The sequence below is a fragment of the Micromonospora lutea genome, from assembly GCF_016863535.1.
GTDB lineage: Bacteria > Actinomycetota > Actinomycetes > Mycobacteriales > Micromonosporaceae > Micromonospora > Micromonospora lutea.
Map to the genome: position 1 here is coordinate 160,768 of NZ_BOPB01000011.1, position 17,827 is coordinate 178,594.

General features: G+C 70.4%; 19 protein-coding genes. 8 read left to right on the forward strand and 11 right to left on the reverse strand.

Features of this window, described 5'->3' with window-relative positions:
* Positions 1–107: 107 nt before the first annotated feature.
* From Vlu01_RS12215 to Vlu01_RS12225, 3 genes are all read right to left on the reverse strand, one after another.
* Positions 108–1,109 carry a glycine betaine ABC transporter substrate-binding protein gene (locus tag Vlu01_RS12215; RefSeq protein ID WP_203997866.1) on the reverse strand — a complete coding sequence of 334 codons (1,002 nt, stop codon included), beginning with the start codon at positions 1,107–1,109 and terminating at the stop codon, positions 108–110.
* Positions 1,110–1,359: 250 nt separating this feature from the next.
* Positions 1,360–2,082, reverse strand: coding sequence for an ABC transporter permease (locus Vlu01_RS12220; protein WP_203997869.1), 723 nt, complete (start codon positions 2,080–2,082; stop codon positions 1,360–1,362).
* Complete coding sequence (locus tag Vlu01_RS12225; RefSeq protein ID WP_203997872.1) at positions 2,079–2,765, reverse strand: ABC transporter permease; 687 nt, start codon at positions 2,763–2,765, stop codon at positions 2,079–2,081. Before Vlu01_RS12225 ends, Vlu01_RS12220 begins: the two co-directional genes overlap by 4 nt.
* 2 nt (positions 2,766–2,767) lie before the next feature.
* Here Vlu01_RS12225 and Vlu01_RS12230 point away from each other — a divergent pair, with 2 nt between their 5' ends.
* Entirely contained in the window at positions 2,768–3,763 is a 996-nt protein-coding gene (locus Vlu01_RS12230) for an ABC transporter ATP-binding protein (RefSeq protein ID WP_203997875.1), read from the forward strand.
* A gap of 79 nt (positions 3,764–3,842) precedes the next feature.
* On the opposite strand, the gene Vlu01_RS12235 is transcribed toward Vlu01_RS12230, so the two are convergent.
* From Vlu01_RS12235 to folP, 7 genes are all read right to left on the reverse strand, one after another.
* Positions 3,843–4,334, reverse strand: a complete 492-nt coding sequence (locus Vlu01_RS12235; RefSeq protein ID WP_203997878.1) for a hypothetical protein — start codon at positions 4,332–4,334, stop codon at positions 3,843–3,845.
* Positions 4,335–4,417: 83 nt separating this feature from the next.
* Positions 4,418–4,723 (reverse strand): hypothetical protein, encoded by a 306-nt coding sequence (locus Vlu01_RS12240; RefSeq protein ID WP_203997882.1) that lies wholly within the window; start codon positions 4,721–4,723, stop codon positions 4,418–4,420.
* Positions 4,724–4,787: 64 nt separating this feature from the next.
* Positions 4,788–5,996, reverse strand: a complete 1,209-nt coding sequence (locus Vlu01_RS12245; protein WP_203997885.1) for an ABC transporter permease — start codon at positions 5,994–5,996, stop codon at positions 4,788–4,790.
* 213 nt (positions 5,997–6,209) lie between these two features.
* Positions 6,210–6,695: a DUF3180 domain-containing protein gene (locus Vlu01_RS12250; protein WP_203998267.1), complete on the reverse strand. Its 486-nt coding sequence runs from the start codon at positions 6,693–6,695 to the stop codon at positions 6,210–6,212.
* A 55-nt stretch (positions 6,696–6,750) separates the two neighbouring features.
* Positions 6,751–7,278, reverse strand: a complete 528-nt coding sequence (gene folK, locus Vlu01_RS12255) for a 2-amino-4-hydroxy-6-hydroxymethyldihydropteridine diphosphokinase (RefSeq protein ID WP_203997889.1) — start codon at positions 7,276–7,278, stop codon at positions 6,751–6,753.
* Positions 7,275–7,640, reverse strand: coding sequence for a dihydroneopterin aldolase (folB, locus tag Vlu01_RS12260; RefSeq protein WP_203997892.1), 366 nt, complete (start codon positions 7,638–7,640; stop codon positions 7,275–7,277). Before folB ends, folK begins: the two co-directional genes overlap by 4 nt.
* Entirely contained in the window at positions 7,637–8,572 is a 936-nt protein-coding gene (gene folP / locus Vlu01_RS12265) for a dihydropteroate synthase (protein WP_203997895.1), read from the reverse strand. The genes folB and folP overlap by 4 nt, the downstream gene beginning before the upstream one ends.
* 345 nt (positions 8,573–8,917) lie before the next feature.
* On the opposite strand from folP, the gene Vlu01_RS12270 reads away from it, so the two are divergent.
* The 7 genes from Vlu01_RS12270 to Vlu01_RS12300 are packed head-to-tail and all read left to right on the forward strand — an operon-like array spanning position 8,918 to position 17,234.
* Positions 8,918–9,235 (forward strand): hypothetical protein, encoded by a 318-nt coding sequence (locus Vlu01_RS12270; RefSeq protein WP_203997898.1) that lies wholly within the window; start codon positions 8,918–8,920, stop codon positions 9,233–9,235.
* A 13-nt stretch (positions 9,236–9,248) separates the two neighbouring features.
* Positions 9,249–9,611 (forward strand): hypothetical protein, encoded by a 363-nt coding sequence (locus tag Vlu01_RS12275; protein ID WP_111212817.1) that lies wholly within the window; start codon positions 9,249–9,251, stop codon positions 9,609–9,611.
* Positions 9,612–9,657: 46 nt separating this feature from the next.
* Positions 9,658–12,960 carry an ATP-binding protein gene (locus Vlu01_RS12280; RefSeq protein WP_203997901.1) on the forward strand — a complete coding sequence of 1,101 codons (3,303 nt, stop codon included), beginning with the start codon at positions 9,658–9,660 and terminating at the stop codon, positions 12,958–12,960.
* A gap of 1 nt (position 12,961) precedes the next feature.
* A complete protein-coding gene (locus Vlu01_RS12285) occupies positions 12,962–14,911 on the forward strand; it encodes an MFS transporter (RefSeq protein ID WP_203997904.1) in 1,950 nt (649 codons plus the stop codon).
* Entirely contained in the window at positions 14,908–15,468 is a 561-nt protein-coding gene (locus Vlu01_RS12290; RefSeq protein WP_203997907.1) for a hypothetical protein, read from the forward strand. The genes Vlu01_RS12285 and Vlu01_RS12290 overlap by 4 nt, the downstream gene beginning before the upstream one ends.
* Positions 15,461–16,627 (forward strand): M23 family metallopeptidase, encoded by a 1,167-nt coding sequence (locus Vlu01_RS12295; RefSeq protein ID WP_203997910.1) that lies wholly within the window; start codon positions 15,461–15,463, stop codon positions 16,625–16,627. Before Vlu01_RS12290 ends, Vlu01_RS12295 begins: the two co-directional genes overlap by 8 nt.
* 13 nt (positions 16,628–16,640) lie before the next feature.
* The gene (locus tag Vlu01_RS12300) at positions 16,641–17,234 is read left to right on the forward strand and encodes a hypothetical protein (RefSeq protein WP_203997913.1); all 594 of its coding nucleotides are present in this window, start codon (positions 16,641–16,643) and stop codon (positions 17,232–17,234) included.
* A 2-nt stretch (positions 17,235–17,236) separates the two neighbouring features.
* On the opposite strand, the gene Vlu01_RS12305 is transcribed toward Vlu01_RS12300, so the two are convergent.
* The gene (locus Vlu01_RS12305) at positions 17,237–17,803 is read right to left on the reverse strand and encodes a hypothetical protein (protein ID WP_203998270.1); all 567 of its coding nucleotides are present in this window, start codon (positions 17,801–17,803) and stop codon (positions 17,237–17,239) included.
* Positions 17,804–17,827 lie beyond the last annotated feature (24 nt).

Consider the following 17,827-nt stretch of genomic DNA (forward strand, 5'->3'; position numbering starts at 1 on the left):
CGCGAGTGCCGCCTGGTGCATCGCGGTGGGCCAGGCGGTTCGGAACAGCAAACGACAGCGGCACCCCGGCCAGCTCCGCCGGGGTGCCGCTGGGGTGCCGCGGGCGCTCAGTTCTGGGCGTACGCCGCATCGGTGGAGAAGACCAGCCCGACACTGATCGTGCCGTTGCGCAGACCCGTCTTGGTCAGCGGACCGCCCTGGTCGAGCGAGGAGAACGAGCCCACCGCCAACCCGTAGGTCTGCTCCAGGCCGGGCTTGCAGAACGGACGCTCCTGGCACTCCGGCGGGCCGCCCAGCACCGTCGCCGTACCCGAGCACTTCTCGGCCAGGTCGGAGAGGGTCCGCACGCCGTACTTGTCGGCGAACTCCTGCGTCACGGCGAAGGCGTTCTGGTTCTGTGCCGCTGCCGGCGCGCCGAAGGTCAGACCCGCCTTGCCACCCAGATCACGCAGTGCGGTGACGGTCTTCTCCACGTCCGGCGAGGAAACCGGCTGGCCGCCGCTGTTCTCCTTGCCGTTGAGGAACTCGGCGAGGGTGGCCGCGTACTCCGGGACGACCTGGATCTCGCCCTTCTCCAGCGCCGGCTCGTACAGCTCCCGGTTGCCGATCTGCTGCACGGTCACCTGGTAACCCGCGGCAGCCAGCTGGATCTTGTAGAGCTCGGCGATGATTTCGCTCTCGGTGAAGTTGCCCGCTCCCACCGTGATCCGCCCGCCCGGCCCCTTCTCCACGCCGTCGGTCAGCGAGTTGGCGGTGGCGAACTCCTGCGCCGCGGCCTGCGCGCTCTTGCGGTCCACGTCGACCGCCTTGTTGAGCTGCACCAGCTTCGGCGTGTCGAGCACCGCGGAGACCTTGTCCAGTGCGGCGATCAGCTGCGGGGTCGCCACCTCGCTGTTGACCGCCGGGATGATGTTGTCGGCGTTCTGCAGTGACTTGTCGTCTTCGAGTGCGATCAACTGCTCGCCGGCCACCGGGGCACAACCCTCGCCCGAGGCCCCCTGTTGTGGTGCCTCGGTGCCGGATGAGCCTGCGTCACCGCAACCCGCCAGCACCGTCGCTGCCGCGACCGCCCCCACGACCGCGATGGACAGCTTTCTACCTGCGCGCATGAGCCCGCCTCCCGTGTCCCGGCACGGCCCGAGTGGGCCGGCCGCGTGTCCGACGGGCGATTCACGCTCCGGCCGCCCGCGATTTCCACCCAACATCCTGACGCGGTCCCCCGACAACCCGGCGAGGCATTCGTCACCGGAACGTCACCCATCGGGATCATCGCGCCCGGCCATCCCTCCCGTGACGGTTGTGCCGCCAGCCCGGGGAACGTCGGTGTTGCAGGGCGCTGTAGCGCGGGTGACCTCCCGGTCAGGAGCCGGTGACGGCGTCCGTCGCGCGTCGCGCGGCACGGCGTCGGGCGCGCCGCAGCGGGCGGGGGGTGACCAGCCGTTCGACCAGGGCGAAGAACAGTTCGACGCTGACCGCGAGCCCGGCGACCAACAGCCCGCCGGCCAGAATCTGGCCACCACCGACCGCGATGCTCAAGCCGAAACCGAAGCGGATGATCTCGCCCAGACCGCCACCGTTGACGAAAGTCGCCAGCGCCGCCGTCGCGACCACCTGGACGGCGGCGGTCCGGAAACCGGCCGCGAGATAGGGCACCGCCAGCGGTAGTTCCACCCGCCGTAGCACCTGCGCCCCGGTCATGCCCATGCCACGGGCCGCCTCCCGAGTCTGCGGATCGACCTGCCGCACCCCGGTGTACGCGTTCGCCAGCAACGGCGGCACCGCGAAGACCGCCAGAGCGACCACCACCGCCGGACGACCGAAGCCGAGGAACGTCAACGGGAGGATGGTGAGCAGAGCGAGGGTGGGCACCGCCAGGGTGAGGTTGGAAACCAGCACCACCAACCCACCGCCCCGGCCGGTGTGGCCCAGCCAGAGGCCCAGCGGCCAGGCCACCAGACAACCCAGCAGCACCGCGGTGGCCGACATGCTGACGTGCTCACCGAGCCGGTCCAGGATGCCGCCCGGGTTCGTCCAGTTCAGCGGGTCGTTGAGCCAGACCACCGCCTGCGACACCGGATTCATCCGGTCCGCCCGCGCAGCCAGGGGGTGAGCAGCCGGCCGGCCCCGACCAGGAGCAGGTCGAGCACCAGCGCCAGCAGGACACAAAGCAGTGTTCCGGTCATGATCTGGGCCTTGTAGAGGTTGTTCTGGAAGCCGGCGAAGATGATCTGCCCGAGCCCGCCCCGCCCGATCACCACTCCGACGGTCACCAGGGCCACCGTGGAGACCGTGGCCAACCGCAGGCCGGTCAGGATGCCCGGTACGGCCAGCGGCAGTTCGATCCGCACCAGCCGACCCCAGCGGCCGTAGCCCATGCCCTCGGCCGCCTCCCGGACCTCCGCCGGCACCTGGTTGAGCCCGGCGACGGTGTTACGGACGATCACCAGGAGCGCGTACAGCACCACCACGCTCAGCACGGTCGCGACACCGATGCCCAGATAGGGCGCGACGAATGCGAACAGGGCCAGGGAGGGGACCGTGTAGAGCACTCCGGTCAGTGCGAGAATCGGCCCGGTGAGTGGCCGGAACCAGTAGGCCACCACCGCCAGCGGGACGGCGATCAACGCGGCGATGAGCACCGCCCGGAGGGTCAGCGTGGTGTGCTCTCGCAGGGCGTTGAGCACCGTCTCGGAGTTGTCCCGCACGTACTGCCAGGAGAACCACGGGTTACCCGGATCAGCCCGGTAGCTCAGGCGGAAGGACATACGTGGACGTTACCCCGGGTGCCGACGGCGATCGGCGCGCGGCGTCGATCACCCTCGACGGCATCGGCAAGCGCTACCCGGACGGCACCCAGGCGGTCCGAGAACTCAGCCTGCACGTCGACGAGGGTGAACTGGTCGTACTGATCGGCCCCTCGGGTTGCGGCAAGTCGACCGTGCTGCGGATGATCAACCGCCTGATCGAGCCGACGGCCGGCCGGATTCTGCTCGGCGACTCCGACGTCACCCGGGTCGACCCGGTGAAACTGCGCCGGCAGATCGGCTACGTCATCCAGAACGTCGGGCTCTTCCCGCACCAGACGGTGGCCGCCAACGTCGCCACCGTGCCCCGGCTGCTCGGCTGGGCCACCGGTTCGGTGCAGCGCCGGGTCGCAGAACTGCTGGAACTGGTCGGTCTCGATCCGGCACAGTTCGGCCGGCGTTACCCCCACGAGCTCTCCGGCGGCCAGCGGCAGCGGGTCGGGGTGGCGCGGGCACTCGCGGCCGACCCGGTGGTGCTGCTGATGGACGAGCCCTTCTCCGCCGTCGACCCGATCGTGCGCACCCGGCTCCAGGAGGAGTTCCTGCGGTTGCAGGCGGAGGTACGCAAGACCATCGTCCTGGTCACCCACGACCTGGACGAGGCCGTTCGGCTCGGTGACCGGATCGCGGTGCTCTCCGAGGGTGGCCGGTTGGAGCAGTACGACACCCCGGCGGCGTTGCTCGGTGCTCCCGCTACCGGGTTCGTCCGCGAGTTCGTCGGGGCCGACCGGGGCATCCGCCGGCTGGCCGTCACCCCGGTGACCCGGGAGGTGCTCGATCCACTGCCGGTCGACGGCGGTGCGAACCTGCCGACGGTGCCGCTGGGCGGCTCGGCGTACGACGCCCTGGCCGTGCTGCTCACCGCCACCGGTGGGCAGGCCGTGGTCACTGAGGACGGGCAGCCGGTCGGGACACTCAGCCGGGAACGCATCCTGACGCTGACGGAATCGGTCGGCTGAGCCGGCGGGCCGGAGCATCACCGGCGATCGACGCGATTACTCGGCCGGGTCCATCCACCCGACGGACCCGGCCGTGCCGTCAACGCCGGCCCCGGTAACCGCCGAGGGTGGCGATGCCGATGATCCAGCCGACGAAGAGTCCGTACTCCGCGCCGTCACCCGCAGCCTGGAAGGCCCCCAGCAACGACGGGTTGCTCCGGATCAGCGTGGTGAGCAGGGCCGCGAACGCCCCGGCGAAGACGAACGCCGCCCAGCCGGCGAAGAACTGGCTGATGGTGCCCCGGGCGCGGGCGAGCTGGGAGCCCGGCAGCAGATAGAGGAACACGAAGGTGAGGGCGACCACGAGGATCGCCCTCAGGTCGTCGGCGAAGATCTCCTGAATCGAGTCGGAGGAGTCGAATCGCCAGGCCGGCCAGGCGAGCAGTCTGAGGAACCAGCCGCCGGCGCTGTCCGGATCTGTGTTGTTCCTGGCCCAGTCGACGTACCAGGGGCTACCGAAGACGAGGACCAGGACGAGCGCGGCGAGCGTGCCGGCGCCCGGTGCGGACTTGTACCGATTGGTGAGAGCCATGGCCTCGCTAGTTCCCAGCGAATCGACGCAGGCAAACGCGAGGCGTCATTTATGGTGGTACGCGCGTTTGACGAAGCTGGTGACTAGTGCTTCATCAGGTAGTCGATGAATGCGGCACGCAGCAGGGGGGCGGACTCCTCGTAGCCGTGCCCGGTCATCTCACGCCAGAGGGCCACCGCCTCGTCGACCGTCGGCCCCACCGAGTTCGGCGCGCCGTCCAGCGCCGCAGCCTCGTCCGCGTTCGGCAGATGCCGCAGCACCGACCAGAAAAACCTCACGTCGCGACGCTCCCGGGCGAGTGCGAACGCACGCTCACGTAGTTCCTCGGTGGAGAGGACGTCCAACTCCTCGAACGACCGGCCGCCGGAAATCGATGATGTGTCGGTCATGTGCCGAGCCTAACCGTCGAGATCACTCTCGGCGCGTCGACGACGCACCGTGGGTGCCGCCCGGTCACCGATCGTCGACGTCCCAGGTCCGTGGGTTGCTCTCCCAGCGCCGGTCCCCCCACGGGTCCGTGCTGCCGACGGAGGGTTGGGCCGGCAGCACGGGCGGCCAGTCACCGACCGGCTGCGGCTGCGCGACACTCCATTCGCCGCCGGTGACGGGTTCGGCGGGCGGCAGGGGCAGCGCACCGGCCGCCGGCGCCGGGCGTCCGTACGTCTCGACCAGGCGGGTGACGACGAGTCCGCCGGCCAACGCCGCGCCACCGACCGCCCAGTTGCTGACCGTCCAACCGCGCACCTGCGCGTACGCGAGGAACAGGCCGATCGCACCGGCCGTCAGCAGCGTGCCGAAGACGCCGCCGCGCAGCCCGAACGCACTGGTGCCGGCGAGCAGCGTCGCGCCCACCGCCAGAACTGTCCAGTCCAACCCCGCCGCCGGGATCACCGCTGCGTCGACCGAGGCGATCAGCACCCCGGCGAGAGTCGCGAGCACCGAGGAGCAGACGTACCCCCCGGTGACGGTGACCGCAGCCGTCACACCCCGCCGTCGGGCCGGATCGGCGGTCGGGCGGAACCGGCCGACCAGCCGACGAATCGGGCCCACCGCCCCGAACAAGCCACCGAACACCGCGATCGCGGCAAAGCCGACGAAGAGTTGTCCGGCGGTGACCCGCGGGTCGTAGTCACCCTGCACCAGTACGGGTGCGGAGCGCTGCTCGATGTAGACGATGACCCCGGCCGCACCACCGAGGCTCGCCGCCCAGCCCGGCACATGCAGCAACACGACCACCAGCCCGAGCACCAGCCCACCGATCGCGGCCACCGCGGTGGCCGTGCCGACGGTACCGAGCACCCCACGATCACTCTGCTCGGCGAAATGCAGCCCGGCCGCGACGGCCACCGGACCGACCGCGAGGTTGACCGCAGCGGTACGCAGCGTCAACCCGGCGGCAAGCGCCAGCAGACCCAGACCGACCACGTCGACGATGAGGTCCCGCAGCCCGCTGCCGCGCAGCACCGCCGGATCCTCCCGCCACACCAGGTAGACCAGTGCGCCGAAGCCGAACAGCAGGAGCGTCTCCCACACGATGTAGACGCCGAAACGATCTCGGCCCGGCTCCGCCTCGGGTTCGTCGAGGACGGCCTCCGCCCCGGCCACCGGACCAGCCGTGGCGGGTTCCGGCGGCCCACCACGGCCCGGTTCGTCGTACCCCATGATCTGTGCCTCCCAGCGTCTGCCCGGACTCCACCGACGCGCGGGCGGACCGGCGGCGGGGCGTTGCCTTTCGGTCGCAGGCACCGTACCCGCGCGCCGGAGCCGCGCGTAACCCCCCGCCCGCTGGGCCTGCCGGCGGCCCGGGACGGTGTTGCTCCCCGGCCGAGCGGGGCCGGTCCTGACAACGGCTGGTCAGGGGCGCTGACGCAGGTCCTAGCGGTGGCCCGGGCGGCCCTGCCAGTCGTCCGGCTCGTGTTCGTCGTCGGGCCGATCCGGAACGCGACACGACCTCTCGAGCCAGAGCGCGGCGGCCACCAGGGCGGTTGAGGCCAGCAGGCCAGCGATGGCCGCCGGGCGGTCGTCGGCGGCCGCTCGCGTCGGCTGCACGAACAACCAACCCGACAGACCCGCGTACCCGCCAGCGAAGATGGCACCGGCCAGCGCGGATGCCTTGGCCAGCACGACGAACCGAGCCACCATCAACGGGTTGACCGGGTCACGGCCGGGCCGGCGCTCGATCCGACCACGGGTGTTGATCGCGGCGTACGCCTCCAGCACGGCAAGTCCGGCCAGCGTCACCACCGGTAGCCAGGGCAACGGCGGCAACCGGTCGTAGTAGAGGCCACTGATCAGCAGCCAGGACACCGCCGCAGCGGCGAGGGCGGCAACCACCAGGGTCGAGATGCGGGTGGGACCCATCCGTGACCCGTCGGGCGGTGGGGACGCGCTCATGCCGGCGCTCCGCTGCGCTCGCTCATGCCGTCGACTCTAACGTCAGATCGGGTCGTGGGCTCAGTTCCGGCACCTCAGCGGCGGCCGAACCGGTGGTGAGCAGGTCGGTCAGCCAGCCGTGCCCGGGCAGTTGACCGTAGGGCTGGATGTCGATCCACGGCCGGAGCACGAAGGCTCGCAGATGCGCCCGGGGATGTGGCAGGGTCAGCTCGGGATCCTGACTGAACACCGGCCGGTCGTCGTCGGTCCACACCGCGACGACATCGACGTCGAGGGTGCGGGGACCGAAGCGCCGCCCCGGATCCCGAATGCGGCCAGCGGCGTTCTCCGCCGCCCGGCACCGCGCCAGCCAGTCGTAGGGACCGGCGGTCGGGTCCGCGGCCAACAGCACCGCGTTCAGGTACGCCGGCTGCTCGGTGTCGCCCCACGGCGGGGTCTCGTAGACCCCGGAGACCACCAGAACACTGTCGCCGAGGGTGGCCAGGGCGGTGCGCAGGTGGCCGAGCCGGTCACCGAGGTTGCTGCCGAGAGAGAGCACGGCGCGGGTCATCGGGTACGCGTCCGGCGCATCGTCACGGCCACGTCGGTGAAGGCGTGCGGAACCGGTGCCTCGGGCTTGTGCACCGTGACCGTCACACCGGTCACCCGCGGGTCCGCCAGGCAGACCTCGATCAGGCGGTCCGCGAGGGTCTCGATCAGGTTGACCGGCTCGCCGGTGATCACCTCGACCAGCCGTTCGGCCAGCTCGCCGTAGTGCACGGTGTCCCGCACGTCGTCGGAGCGCGCGGCCGGGCCGAGATCGAGTTCGAGGACCGCGTCGACGACGAAGTCCTGCCCGCTGGCGCGTTCGAAGTCGTACACCCCGTGCCGACCATGCGCCCGCAGGCCGGTCAGCTCGATCCGGTCGGTCACCGTCGGGCCCGCCCGTCGAGTGCGACATGCTCCCCGGCCTCATCAGCGCTCGTGCCGGCACCAGCGATCGGCGCGCCGACCGGAGCGGCGCCGGCGGTCAGGCGGGGACGGCCGGTGGCCTGCCAGACGGCGAGGGCGTCGACGGTGGCCCGTACGTCGTGCACCCGTACCCCCCAGGCACCGGCGGCGACCGCGAGCAGACTGGTGGCGACGGTGGCCGTCTCCCGCCCGCCGGTGGGCCGAGGCACGCCGTCGGGGCCGGCCAGCAGCTGACCCAGGTACGACTTGCGGCTGGCGCCGAAGAGCAGCGGGTAACCGAGCTCGATCAGTTCGGGCAGCCGGGCGCTGAGCTGCCAGTTGTGCGCGGCGTTCTTGGCGAAGCCGAGGCCCGGATCGATGATTATCCGATCCGGAGCGACCCCGGCGGTGAGCGCGGCGTCCACCCGCCGGCCGAGTTCGGCGCGGACGTCGGCGACCACGTCACCGTAGCTGGCCAGCTCGCTCATCCGGCGGGAGTGACCGCGCCAGTGCATCAGTACCCAGGGACAATCGGCGTCGCTGACCACCCGGGCCATGGCGGGGTCGGCGAGCCCTCCGGAGACGTCGTTTACCACGACCGCTCCGGCGTGCAGCGCCGCCTCGGCCACCCGGGCGCGGGTGGTGTCGATGCTGACCGGCACGCCGGCCGAGGCCAGTTCCCGGATGACCGGCACCACGCGAGCGACCTCGGTCTCCGCGTCGACCCGGTCGGCACCGGGTCGGGTCGACTCGCCACCGACATCCACCAACCCGGCTCCGTCGGCTCGCAGCCGGACGCCGTGTGCGACAGCGGCCTCGACGTCGGCGTAACGTCCGCCGTCGGAGAAAGAGTCGGGCGTGACGTTCAGAACGCCCATCACCACCGGGGCCGGGGCCCGCACCAGATCGGTCACGGGTAGGACGGTACCGGTCCCTCCACCCGTCGCAGACCGCCCGGTCGACAAGCCCTGACATGGCAATTGGAACAGGTGTACGATCGGTCGTCCGGGTCGGTTCGGGCAGTATCTTCGCGGCTTGTCGCAAAGGGGGGCGGCCCGTACGCTGTGGAATTGCCCAGCATCGAGTTGGCGACGCTTGGAGGGAGGGCCGAAGCGGGACAACCCCGCCCAAAAATCGCCACCGTACGTGGCGGTTGTCGTACGCAGGGTCTCGGGCGCTGCGCACAGTGAGCACCGATCCCGCAAGGCTTGCCTACTGCACCACCGCGGCGCCGCCGGCCGCGACTTGGGGAGGTTTCAGTGATCGCCATCGAGCTGATGGAAACGGCGTCCACCAACGCCGCCCACCTGCTCTCCACCCTGGCGTCGTCGATCCCGTTCGCCGCCGACGAGCCGAAGGGCATCGACACCGAAGGTGTCGTCACCTTCTTCGCCAGCAAGATCGCTCCGATCCTGCTGGCCGTGCTGGGCGTCATCTTCATCGGCCGCGCCAGCCGGGGCGAAATCTCCAAGGTGCTGACCAGCTCGGCCATCGCGATCGTCGGGTTGGCCTTCATCGCCGGAGCCGCCACCCTCTTCTTCATCGGCGACTTCCTGATCAACCTGATCTTCGAATAGGCGCGGGCACGAGATGCGGCTGCGCACCGACGACGACATCTACCGGGCTCGCCTGGTCTATCTCGGCCCGCCCGGCTACACCCTTCCGGTCCACCTGCCGTACGCCCAGTACGGGCTGTTCATCCTGCTCGTTCCCCTCTACATGTTCATCCACTGGCTGTTCACGCTGCAGGTCGAGCTCTTCCCCGCCTGGGAGATCGCCCTCGCCATCGTGACCACCTCTTTCGTCTTCCGGTACGTCGACCCGGATCGTCCGGCGCGCATGGTGATCCGTACCGCGCTGACCGACTGGCGACGCACCCGGGAGCCGGCCGCCGAACAGCGCGATCCACGCCTGGTCGGCAGCAGGATCAGGATCCGGGAGGAACTGGCATGACCGGCTGCACGCCGTACGGGACCGAGGACACGGGCAGGGCGATCGCATGAGCCGCTCCACCACGCCGGGATCCCCGGCCGGACGCCCGGCCGCACCGCACGGTAACCGTGCGCGTTCATTTGACTACCCGGAATCCGGCGAGCCGGACGAGAACACGTTGGATCCCGCGCTCGCCACCACTCCGGGTCACGGCAGCGTCGGTGTGTTCCAGGCACCCCGCCCGCCACAGCGCCGGCCGGTGGCTGCCGAACCCGCAACGGCCAGCCGGGACGGCGCAGACATCGACTCTCCGTTCCTCGACCTGTTCGGCGGCGCGTACCCCAAATCCGGTGCCGCCCAACGGGGCAACGGACGCCCCGCACGGGCCCTACCGCAGCAGCCGCACCCCACACCAGCGACCGCTGTCGGGCCCGCACCGACGCCCCCGCGCACGGTTCCGCCTCCGGCACCCCCACGACCGCCCGATGCCGCACCGGTCGCACCCCCCGCCCACGTGATCGACGACGCGGTAGCGGCCACGAGCCTGCCGCCGGCACCCTCCCGGGCGGCGCCACCTACCGCCGACCGGTTGCCGAGCGCCCGGCCACCCGCCGACGATCGCTCCGCCGGTAACGACCACCCGGTCCGGGAGGACCGCCGGGTCTGGAACGACGGCCCGGCACCCGCCGACGCCGATGCCCGGACGGCACGCCGGGTGGCGCCACCGGCCACCCGCACAGCGCCCCGCCAGCGAACCGTGGACCATCGCGACCGGCCGATCAAGCCGGTCCGCGTCCGGCCACCGAAGATCAAGTTCGGCGATCGGGATCCGGCCGTCGAGCTGGCCGTCACCGAGATCGCCGGTCATCTGACCTTCACCCCCAACACCGTCACCGCCTGGTACTGGCTGCCCGAGGTGCGCTGGGCCTTCCGCCCCGACGCGGAACGCGAGGCGTTGCTCTCGGCCATCTCCGAGCAGTACGCCGGTCTGGCCGGCTTCCGGCTGCACCTGCGCCGGACCACCCGTCCCTTCCCCGCGGACGAGTGGGCCCGCACCATCGACGCGCACACCCCCGCGCCGCTGCCCGACGTTCCGGGCACACCCGGCTGGGCCGAGCACCTGGTCGCCGCGCAACGCCACCTGCTCTCGGTCAATCACGCCGAGGGTCAGACCTACCTCGGAGTCACCTTCGCCCGACGTTCACTCGGCGACTCGCTCACCGAGCGACTGCTGCGCACCTTCGGCCGCGGCGTCGCCGACGCCGAGCGGCGCAAACTCGGCCGCACCGTCGAACAGTTCGACGAGGTGCTCGGCGCGTTCGGCATGCGGGGACGTCGGGTCACCGCCCATGAGCTGGAATGGCTGCTCTACCGCTCGGTGGCGCTCTGCATGGCACCCCCCGGCACGCTCTCCCCCATCACCAACGGACGCTGGGAACGTGGCGACCTGCTCGCCCTCACCGAACAGGTCGAGCGATACCGCACGCCGTACGGCTCCACGGTGAAGCTGGTCCACCGGATGACCGGCGAGGAACGGCACGTGGCGGTGCTCGCCGTGGGCCGGATGGAGCCGCTCGAAATTCCTGAACGGCACGAACCCTGGCTGCACTTCCACGAGCGGCTGCCCTGGCCGATGGAAATCTCCACCCGGGTCGACATCCTCGGATCCGGCGATTCCTTCCGCAACCTGGAACACCGGCTCCGGATGATCCGCTCACAACAACTGGACTACGCCGAACACGGCATCGACGCCCCGCCTGAGCTGGAGCGACTCGCCAAGCGAGCCCTGGTGATCGGCGACGAGATGACCACCGGGCTGCCGGTCGATTCCGCCCGCGCCCATGGTTGGCACCGGATCGCGGTCGGCGGTCGTACCCGGGAAGAGTGCCTGGAACGGGCCCGCCGCCTCATCCAGCTCTACTCCCGCGAACTGCGTATCTCCCTGCAACACCCCAAGAACCAGGACTGGCTGGCCCGCGAGTTCATCCCGGGCGAGCCGATCGCCAACACCGGTTACGTGCGCAGGATGCCCGTCAACCTGCTCGCGGCGGCGCTGCCCCAGGCCGCCTCCACGGTGGGTGATCGGCGTGGCGACCTGATCGGTCGTACCGCCGGCACCTGTCGCCGCCCGGTCTTCCTCGACCTGCACTTCCCCATGGAGGTGCGGGAACGCTCCGGCCTCGCGGTCTTCGTCGCCGAGCCAGGCGGCGGCAAGTCCACGTTGCTCGGCGCGTTGGGCTACCTCGCCGCCCGTCGCGGCGTGCAGGTGACCCTGCTCGACCCCTCGGGCCCGCTGGCCCGACTCTGCGCGATGCCGGAACTCCGGCCGTACTCGCGGGTGCTGAACCTGACCGGCTCCGAACACGGCACCCTGGCACCGTACTCGCTGATCCCGACACCGCTGCGCAGCGAGTTCGCCGCGGGAGCCGCCGGCGACCGGGAGTTCGAGATCGCCGTCTCCAACGCACGGGCCGAGCGCCGGATGCTGGTACAGGACATCTGCATGATGCTGGTGCCGCCGCAGGTCGCCCGGGAGGCCTCCACCGCCACTCTGTTCCGGCACGCGGTACGCCAGGTGCCCGCCGAGGAGACCTCCACCCTGGACGACGTGGTCACCTGTCTCGGCCGGCTCGACGACGACGCCGGCCGGGAACTGGCCAACCTGCTGCTGGACACCGCCGAGATGCCACTGGCGATGCTCTTCTTCGGGCGCCCACCGGACGGGCTGCTCGGTCCGGACGCGGCGCTCACGGTGATCACCATGGCCGGCCTGCGACTGCCCGACCTGAAGATCGAACGCGAGTACTGGTCGGCCGAGGAGGCGCTCGCCCTGCCGATGCTGCACACCGCGCACCGGCTGGCGGTCCGTCGCTGCTACGGCGGTTCGATGGCCTCACGAAAGCTGGTCGGCCTGGACGAGGCGCACTTCATGGAGGGGTGGCGCTCCGGCCGCTCCTTCCTCGTACGACTCGCTCGCGACTCCCGCAAGTGGAACCTGGCCGCGTTGGTCGCCTCTCAGAACCCCCGTGACATCCTCGGCCTCGACGTGCAGAACCTCGTCTCCACCGTGTTCGTCGGCCGGATCGCCGAGGACGCCGAAATCGCCAGTGAGGCGCTGCGCCTGCTGCGCGTACCGGTCGACGACGGCTACGAGGCCACCCTCGCCTCCCTCTCCTCCGCCGACGCGACCTCGGCCAACCGGCTCGGGTTCCGCGAATTCGTGATGCGCGACGTCGACGGCCGGGTCCAGAAGGTCCGGGTCGACGTCTCCTACGTGGATGGACTGCTGGACCACCTCGACACCACCCCCGCCGCCATCGCCGCCGCCGCAGGGGTACTGCCGAGCATGCTGCCTGACCTGGAGGCGTGACATGGCGAGGGCCCGGGCACGGATCACGGCGCTCCTCCTGGCACTCGGCGTTCTCGCCGCAGCCACGATCAGCTGGCCCGGGCTCACCGCCACACCCGCGTACGCGGCTCCTGCCGCGTACCAGGCCGCGGCGGCCGAGCTCTGCACGACCGAGGAATGGCAGGTCGACTTCCGCGCCTGCGTCGCAAAGCTCGACCAGGTACTTTCGGATCAGGCGAAATGTCGCCAACCACCAACGCCGACCGCGCCGGACTCTGGCATCGCCGGATGGTTCGCTTCCCGTCCCGAGGCCTCCAAGCTTTCCGGGCCGAAGGGCTACTACAGCGACTACGGCTACGCCGGCTACAGCTACAGCACTTACGACATCGAGACCGGTTGCGCGACCGGGTTACTGCATCCGGACTACAAGTTCACCAACACCATCGCCAACGGCGAGTTCATGATGGCGACAGCGATCATCGGCGCCTCGAACGCGCTGCGCGAGCGTGCCTGGGAGCCGGGCACGATGTGGGGCTGGGCGGACCCGCTGGTGGACCAGGCCACCAAGGCGATCTACCAGAAGGTGTTCAGCGTCTTCGGTATCGTCACGCTCTGCGTCGTCGGGCTCTACCTGCTCTGGCGCTCGCGCCAGTCGGACATGAGCAACGCGATGACCACTGCGGGGTGGGCGTTGGTGGTGATGGTGGCGGTGACCGCACTGGCTGCCTGGCCGGTCAAGTCCGCCAACCTCGCCGACGGTGCCCTCGTCTCCACGCTCGGCGTGGTGCACGACGCCGTGGGCCCGGCGGCACGAGACACCCCACCCGACAAATGTGACGACCCTAATCCAGCTTCCTGTAAGGACAACCGCCCACCAGCCGTAAGGGCCAGTGACACCGCCGCCGAGTCGATGCTCTACCGGAACTGGTTGCGCGGGGTGCTCGGCTCGGCCGACAGTGAAACCGCCAAGAAGTACGGCCCCGCGCTCTACGACGCCAAGTCGCTCTCCTGGGAGGAAACGGAGAAGATCCGGGCCAATCCACAGACACGCGAAGCTACCATCAGCGCCAAGAATCAGCAGTGGATGACGGTAGCGCAGCAGATCAAGCGGGAGGATCCGGAGGCCTACGAGTACCTGCAAGGGGTCCGGGACATGGACCGGGTGGGTGCCGGGTTCATCGCAGTGCTCGCCGCCCTGCTCTTCGCGATGTTCGACCTCACCGCGTCGCTGCTGGTGCTCCTCGGCTTCCTGATCTTCCGGTGGGCGGTGATCGCGGCGCCGATCCTGGGCACCATCGGGCTGCTCCGGCCGGCCAGCGCCGGCCTGCGGCGACTGGGCAACGCGGTGGTGGCGGCGCTGTTCAACATCGCGATCTTCGGTACCGGTGCCGCCATCTACCTCTTCGCGGTCGACCTCATCATGAGCACGGCTGCCCTCCCCGGGTGGCTACAGGTGGTGCTGGTCTGGCTCTGCGGGGTGGTCGGCTGGCTGCTGCTACGCCCCTACCGCCGGATCACGCAGCTCGGCGGCAAGGACAGCAGCGAGGCGGTCAGTTCGGCGGGTTCCTGGCACCGCCGGTTCTTCCGGGACATGCGCACCGCAGCCCGGCTCGACGTCGCCGAGCCCGGCGGCACCGCCGAGCCCAGCGTCGGACGACGCCGGGCGATCGCCGCGGAGCAGCCGAAGGTGCGTCCGGAGGCTCGACCGGACCCGGTCCCCAGCGGCGCACCCGCTGCCGCGAAGCGGGCGGACGACCGCGCGGACGACCGCGAGGCCGGCAGTGTCGCCGGTCAGACCCGCGAGCAGCGTCCCAAGGGCACCGTCGCGCCCAAGCCTCGTCGCCGGCAGCCGGCCTCCTGGACCGAGCCGGACGTGCCGGAGGAGAACCCTTCGTACGTCATCTACCGCCCCGGATCGGCTGAACGGACCCCCGAGAAGCCGGCACCACGGGTGCGTTCCGAGGCACGGTGACCGTAGTGCGTCGGGCGATCGAGTTTCTGTTCCTGCGGCTGCTCCGATCCCGGCTGGGTGTCGCACTCGGCATCGCCGTGCTGGTGCTGGGAGTGGTCGGGACGGCCAGGTTGGTGGCGGGCCCCGCTGACCCGGCGGCCGGGCTGAGCAATCGCCCGGCTGAGCCGATCACCACGGTGCACCCGACCACTGGGGACGACGGCGCGATCTCCACGACCACGACACCGTCCCCGGTCACCCGCCCGGGCCAGCCGGCCCCGGAACTGGTCGCCGAACGCTTCGTCGCCGCCTGGCTCAGCCGTCCCGGGCAGAGCCACGAGGAATGGCACGACGCGCTGCGTCCGCTCTCCACCGCCAACCTCACCGAGAAGCTCGCCGGCGCCGACCCGGCCGGCGTGCCAGCCGGCTCGGTCAGGGGCGAGGTGACTCTCCGGCCACGCGGTGAGACCTTCGTGGAAGCGACGATCCCGCTCGACGGCGGTCAGCTCCGGCTCGAACTGCTGGCGCCCGAAGGGCGATGGTTGGTGGACGCGGTGGACTGGAGCAGGGATGAGTGAGCAGAGCCGTCCCAGCCGGCAGGTCCGGACCGGTGCCCTCGCCGCCGCACTCACCGCGGCGCTGGCGCTACTCTGCTGCACCGGCGGCGCTGGTGCGTTCTTCCTCACCGAACTGGGTGGTGACGCCGCCGAGCAGTTCGCCCCGGCCAGCATGGAGTGCACCGGCGACTTCGAGGTCGACGTCACCGGCACGATGCCACGCTTCGCCGAGTACGGAGAACGCCAGCTGCGCAACGCGGCGGTGATCATCAAGGTCGGCCAGGAGATGAAGGTGCCACCGCGGGGCTGGGTGATCGCGGTGGCGACCGCGATGCAGGAGTCGCGACTGCTCAACCTGGCCAACAGTACGGTCGGCGAGTCTCAGGACATTCCGAACGAGGGCATCGGGGCGGATCACGACTCCGTCGGTCTATTCCAGCAGCGGGCCTCATGGGGCACGGTCGCCCAGCGGATGAACCCCGCGTACGCCTCCCGCAAGTTCTACGAGAAGCTCGTGGACGTGCCCGACTGGGAGAAGCTACCGCTGACCGTGGCCGCTCAGCGGGTCCAGATCAGCGCCTTTCCCGACGCGTACGCCAAGCACGAGGAACTCGCCGCCCGGATCGTGGACGCGCTGGCCGGGGGTGCGGCGCGGACCGCGCTGATCGCCGGAGAAGAGGTGTGTGACGCTGCGGCGGGTGGCGAGATCGCCGCCTCCGGTTGGACCGCACCGATTCCGGGCGGGGTCGGATCCGGGTTTCGGACCGCCAGCCGGCCCGGACACAACGGTGTGGACATCGCCGCTCCGAAGGGCACCTTGATCAGGGTCGCGGCGACCGGCCGGGTGCTGGTCTCCCGCTGTGACCCCGACCGGCGCGGGCGACACAGTTGTGACGTGGACGGCTGGCCTGGCAAAGGGGGTTGTGGCTGGTTCGTCGACGTGCTGCACGCCCAGGATTTCGTCACCCGCTACTGTCATCTGGTGAGTCGTCCCCGGGTGTCCGCCGGCGACACGGTGCAGGCTGGTGAGGTGATCGGCGAAGTGGGCAGCAGCGGCAACTCCTCCGGACCGCACCTGCACTTCGAGGTGCACGTGGACGGCGACCGAAGCAGTCGGAGCGCCATCGATCCGGTGCCGTTCATGCGGTCGAAGGGCGCGCCGTTGAAGGGCGTCGGGTGAACCACGGGCCATCATGACCGAGCCGCTTCCGGACCCTTTCGCCGACCAGCCGGACTGGGCCCCCCGGCCGCCCCGCCCGATCGAGATCGTCGCCGCCGCCGGAAGCGTCGACCTCCGCGGACGGCGGGTACTGGTCGGGTTGCCCGGTCTGGGATGGCGTGCCGACCTACGCGCCGACGAACGGGTGGTGCAGAACAGCCGCACCTACGTCCCGGTGATCCCGGAACACGAGTGGTACCGCGCCGAGTCCGACCAGGTCGAGGTGTTCGCCCCGCTGGTACCGGTCGAACGGGTCTGGGTCGAGACGGTCGGCCAACCGACCACGCCGTCGACGGACGGTGGCCTGCGTCTCGTCTCGCTGGACGCTCCCGCCCACCGGGCGCCGACGCCAGTCTTCGAGGCGGACGCGGTCACCGGGCGACGGGTCGTGCACATGGTCGGTTCCGTCGAGCACCGCGACCTGCGCGCCGTCACCGAGACCTACTCGGGAGCCGAGGGCGACATCTGCGTGCGGGTCACCTCGGAGGTGGAGTGGTACCGCTGGGCCTGGCGTGGCCAGGCACCGACCACCCTGGAGGTTCCGGTCCACTTACTGTGGGTGGAATGAAGTTAGTTCGGCACTTGGCGCCCGCTGCACACTCGCCATTCATCAGCGTGCTCACTGACCCCAAAGACCCATGCTTCGCGACGACTACTGCGTGGCTCGCCATCCGACGAGCTTGAAATAGTGAGGGTTGTGCTTATCGCTGGATCGCCTCCTGTGCCGCTGAGATGCAGAGCGCCCCAACTAACACGGACTACGACATCGTAATCAAGTTCTCGCTGCTGAATCTCGCTACGGAGATCACGTACCTCTGCCAGATCGCTGCTCCCCTCGCAGGTGAACAGCGAGGCACGCACGTCATTGCGATCGACCAGGAAGGCACGGAGGTAGTTGTCCACCACCACATCGGGGGCGCTGCGGTCCGGGGTGACGGCACGGTCGTAGACGAGGTAGCCGACCACCCCTCCGGCCAGGCAGAGTGCCGCGACCACGCCGGCGATCACGGTCAGTACCGTCCGCAGGCGTCGCCGAGGCCGGCGCGGGGCCGGCGTGACCGCAGGCGGCGCCAGTTCCTCCGGCGGGGTCCTCTGCGCCGGTACGCGGGAGACCTGGGAACCGGCGGAGGGCGGCACTGATTCCACCCCATGAGGCTATCG

Coding starts and splice junctions, on each gene's coding strand:
- Vlu01_RS12215 (WP_203997866.1), bottom strand. CDS start 1,109: ATGCGCGCAGGTAGAAAGCTGTCCATCGCGGTCGTGGGGGCGGTCGCG.
- Vlu01_RS12220 (WP_203997869.1), bottom strand. CDS start 2,082: ATGAATCCGGTGTCGCAGGCGGTGGTCTGGCTCAACGACCCGCTGAAC.
- Vlu01_RS12225 (WP_203997872.1), bottom strand. CDS start 2,765: ATGTCCTTCCGCCTGAGCTACCGGGCTGATCCGGGTAACCCGTGGTTC.
- Vlu01_RS12235 (WP_203997878.1), bottom strand. CDS start 4,334: ATGGCTCTCACCAATCGGTACAAGTCCGCACCGGGCGCCGGCACGCTC.
- Vlu01_RS12240 (WP_203997882.1), bottom strand. CDS start 4,723: ATGACCGACACATCATCGATTTCCGGCGGCCGGTCGTTCGAGGAGTTG.
- Vlu01_RS12245 (WP_203997885.1), bottom strand. CDS start 5,996: ATGGGGTACGACGAACCGGGCCGTGGTGGGCCGCCGGAACCCGCCACG.
- Vlu01_RS12250 (WP_203998267.1), bottom strand. CDS start 6,695: ATGGGTCCCACCCGCATCTCGACCCTGGTGGTTGCCGCCCTCGCCGCT.
- folK (WP_203997889.1), bottom strand. CDS start 7,278: ATGACCCGCGCCGTGCTCTCTCTCGGCAGCAACCTCGGTGACCGGCTC.
- Vlu01_RS12275 (WP_111212817.1), top strand. CDS start 9,249: ATGCGGCTGCGCACCGACGACGACATCTACCGGGCTCGCCTGGTCTAT.
- Vlu01_RS12280 (WP_203997901.1), top strand. CDS start 9,658: ATGAGCCGCTCCACCACGCCGGGATCCCCGGCCGGACGCCCGGCCGCA.
- Vlu01_RS12285 (WP_203997904.1), top strand. CDS start 12,962: ATGGCGAGGGCCCGGGCACGGATCACGGCGCTCCTCCTGGCACTCGGC.
- Vlu01_RS12295 (WP_203997910.1), top strand. CDS start 15,461: ATGAGTGAGCAGAGCCGTCCCAGCCGGCAGGTCCGGACCGGTGCCCTC.
- Vlu01_RS12300 (WP_203997913.1), top strand. CDS start 16,641: ATGACCGAGCCGCTTCCGGACCCTTTCGCCGACCAGCCGGACTGGGCC.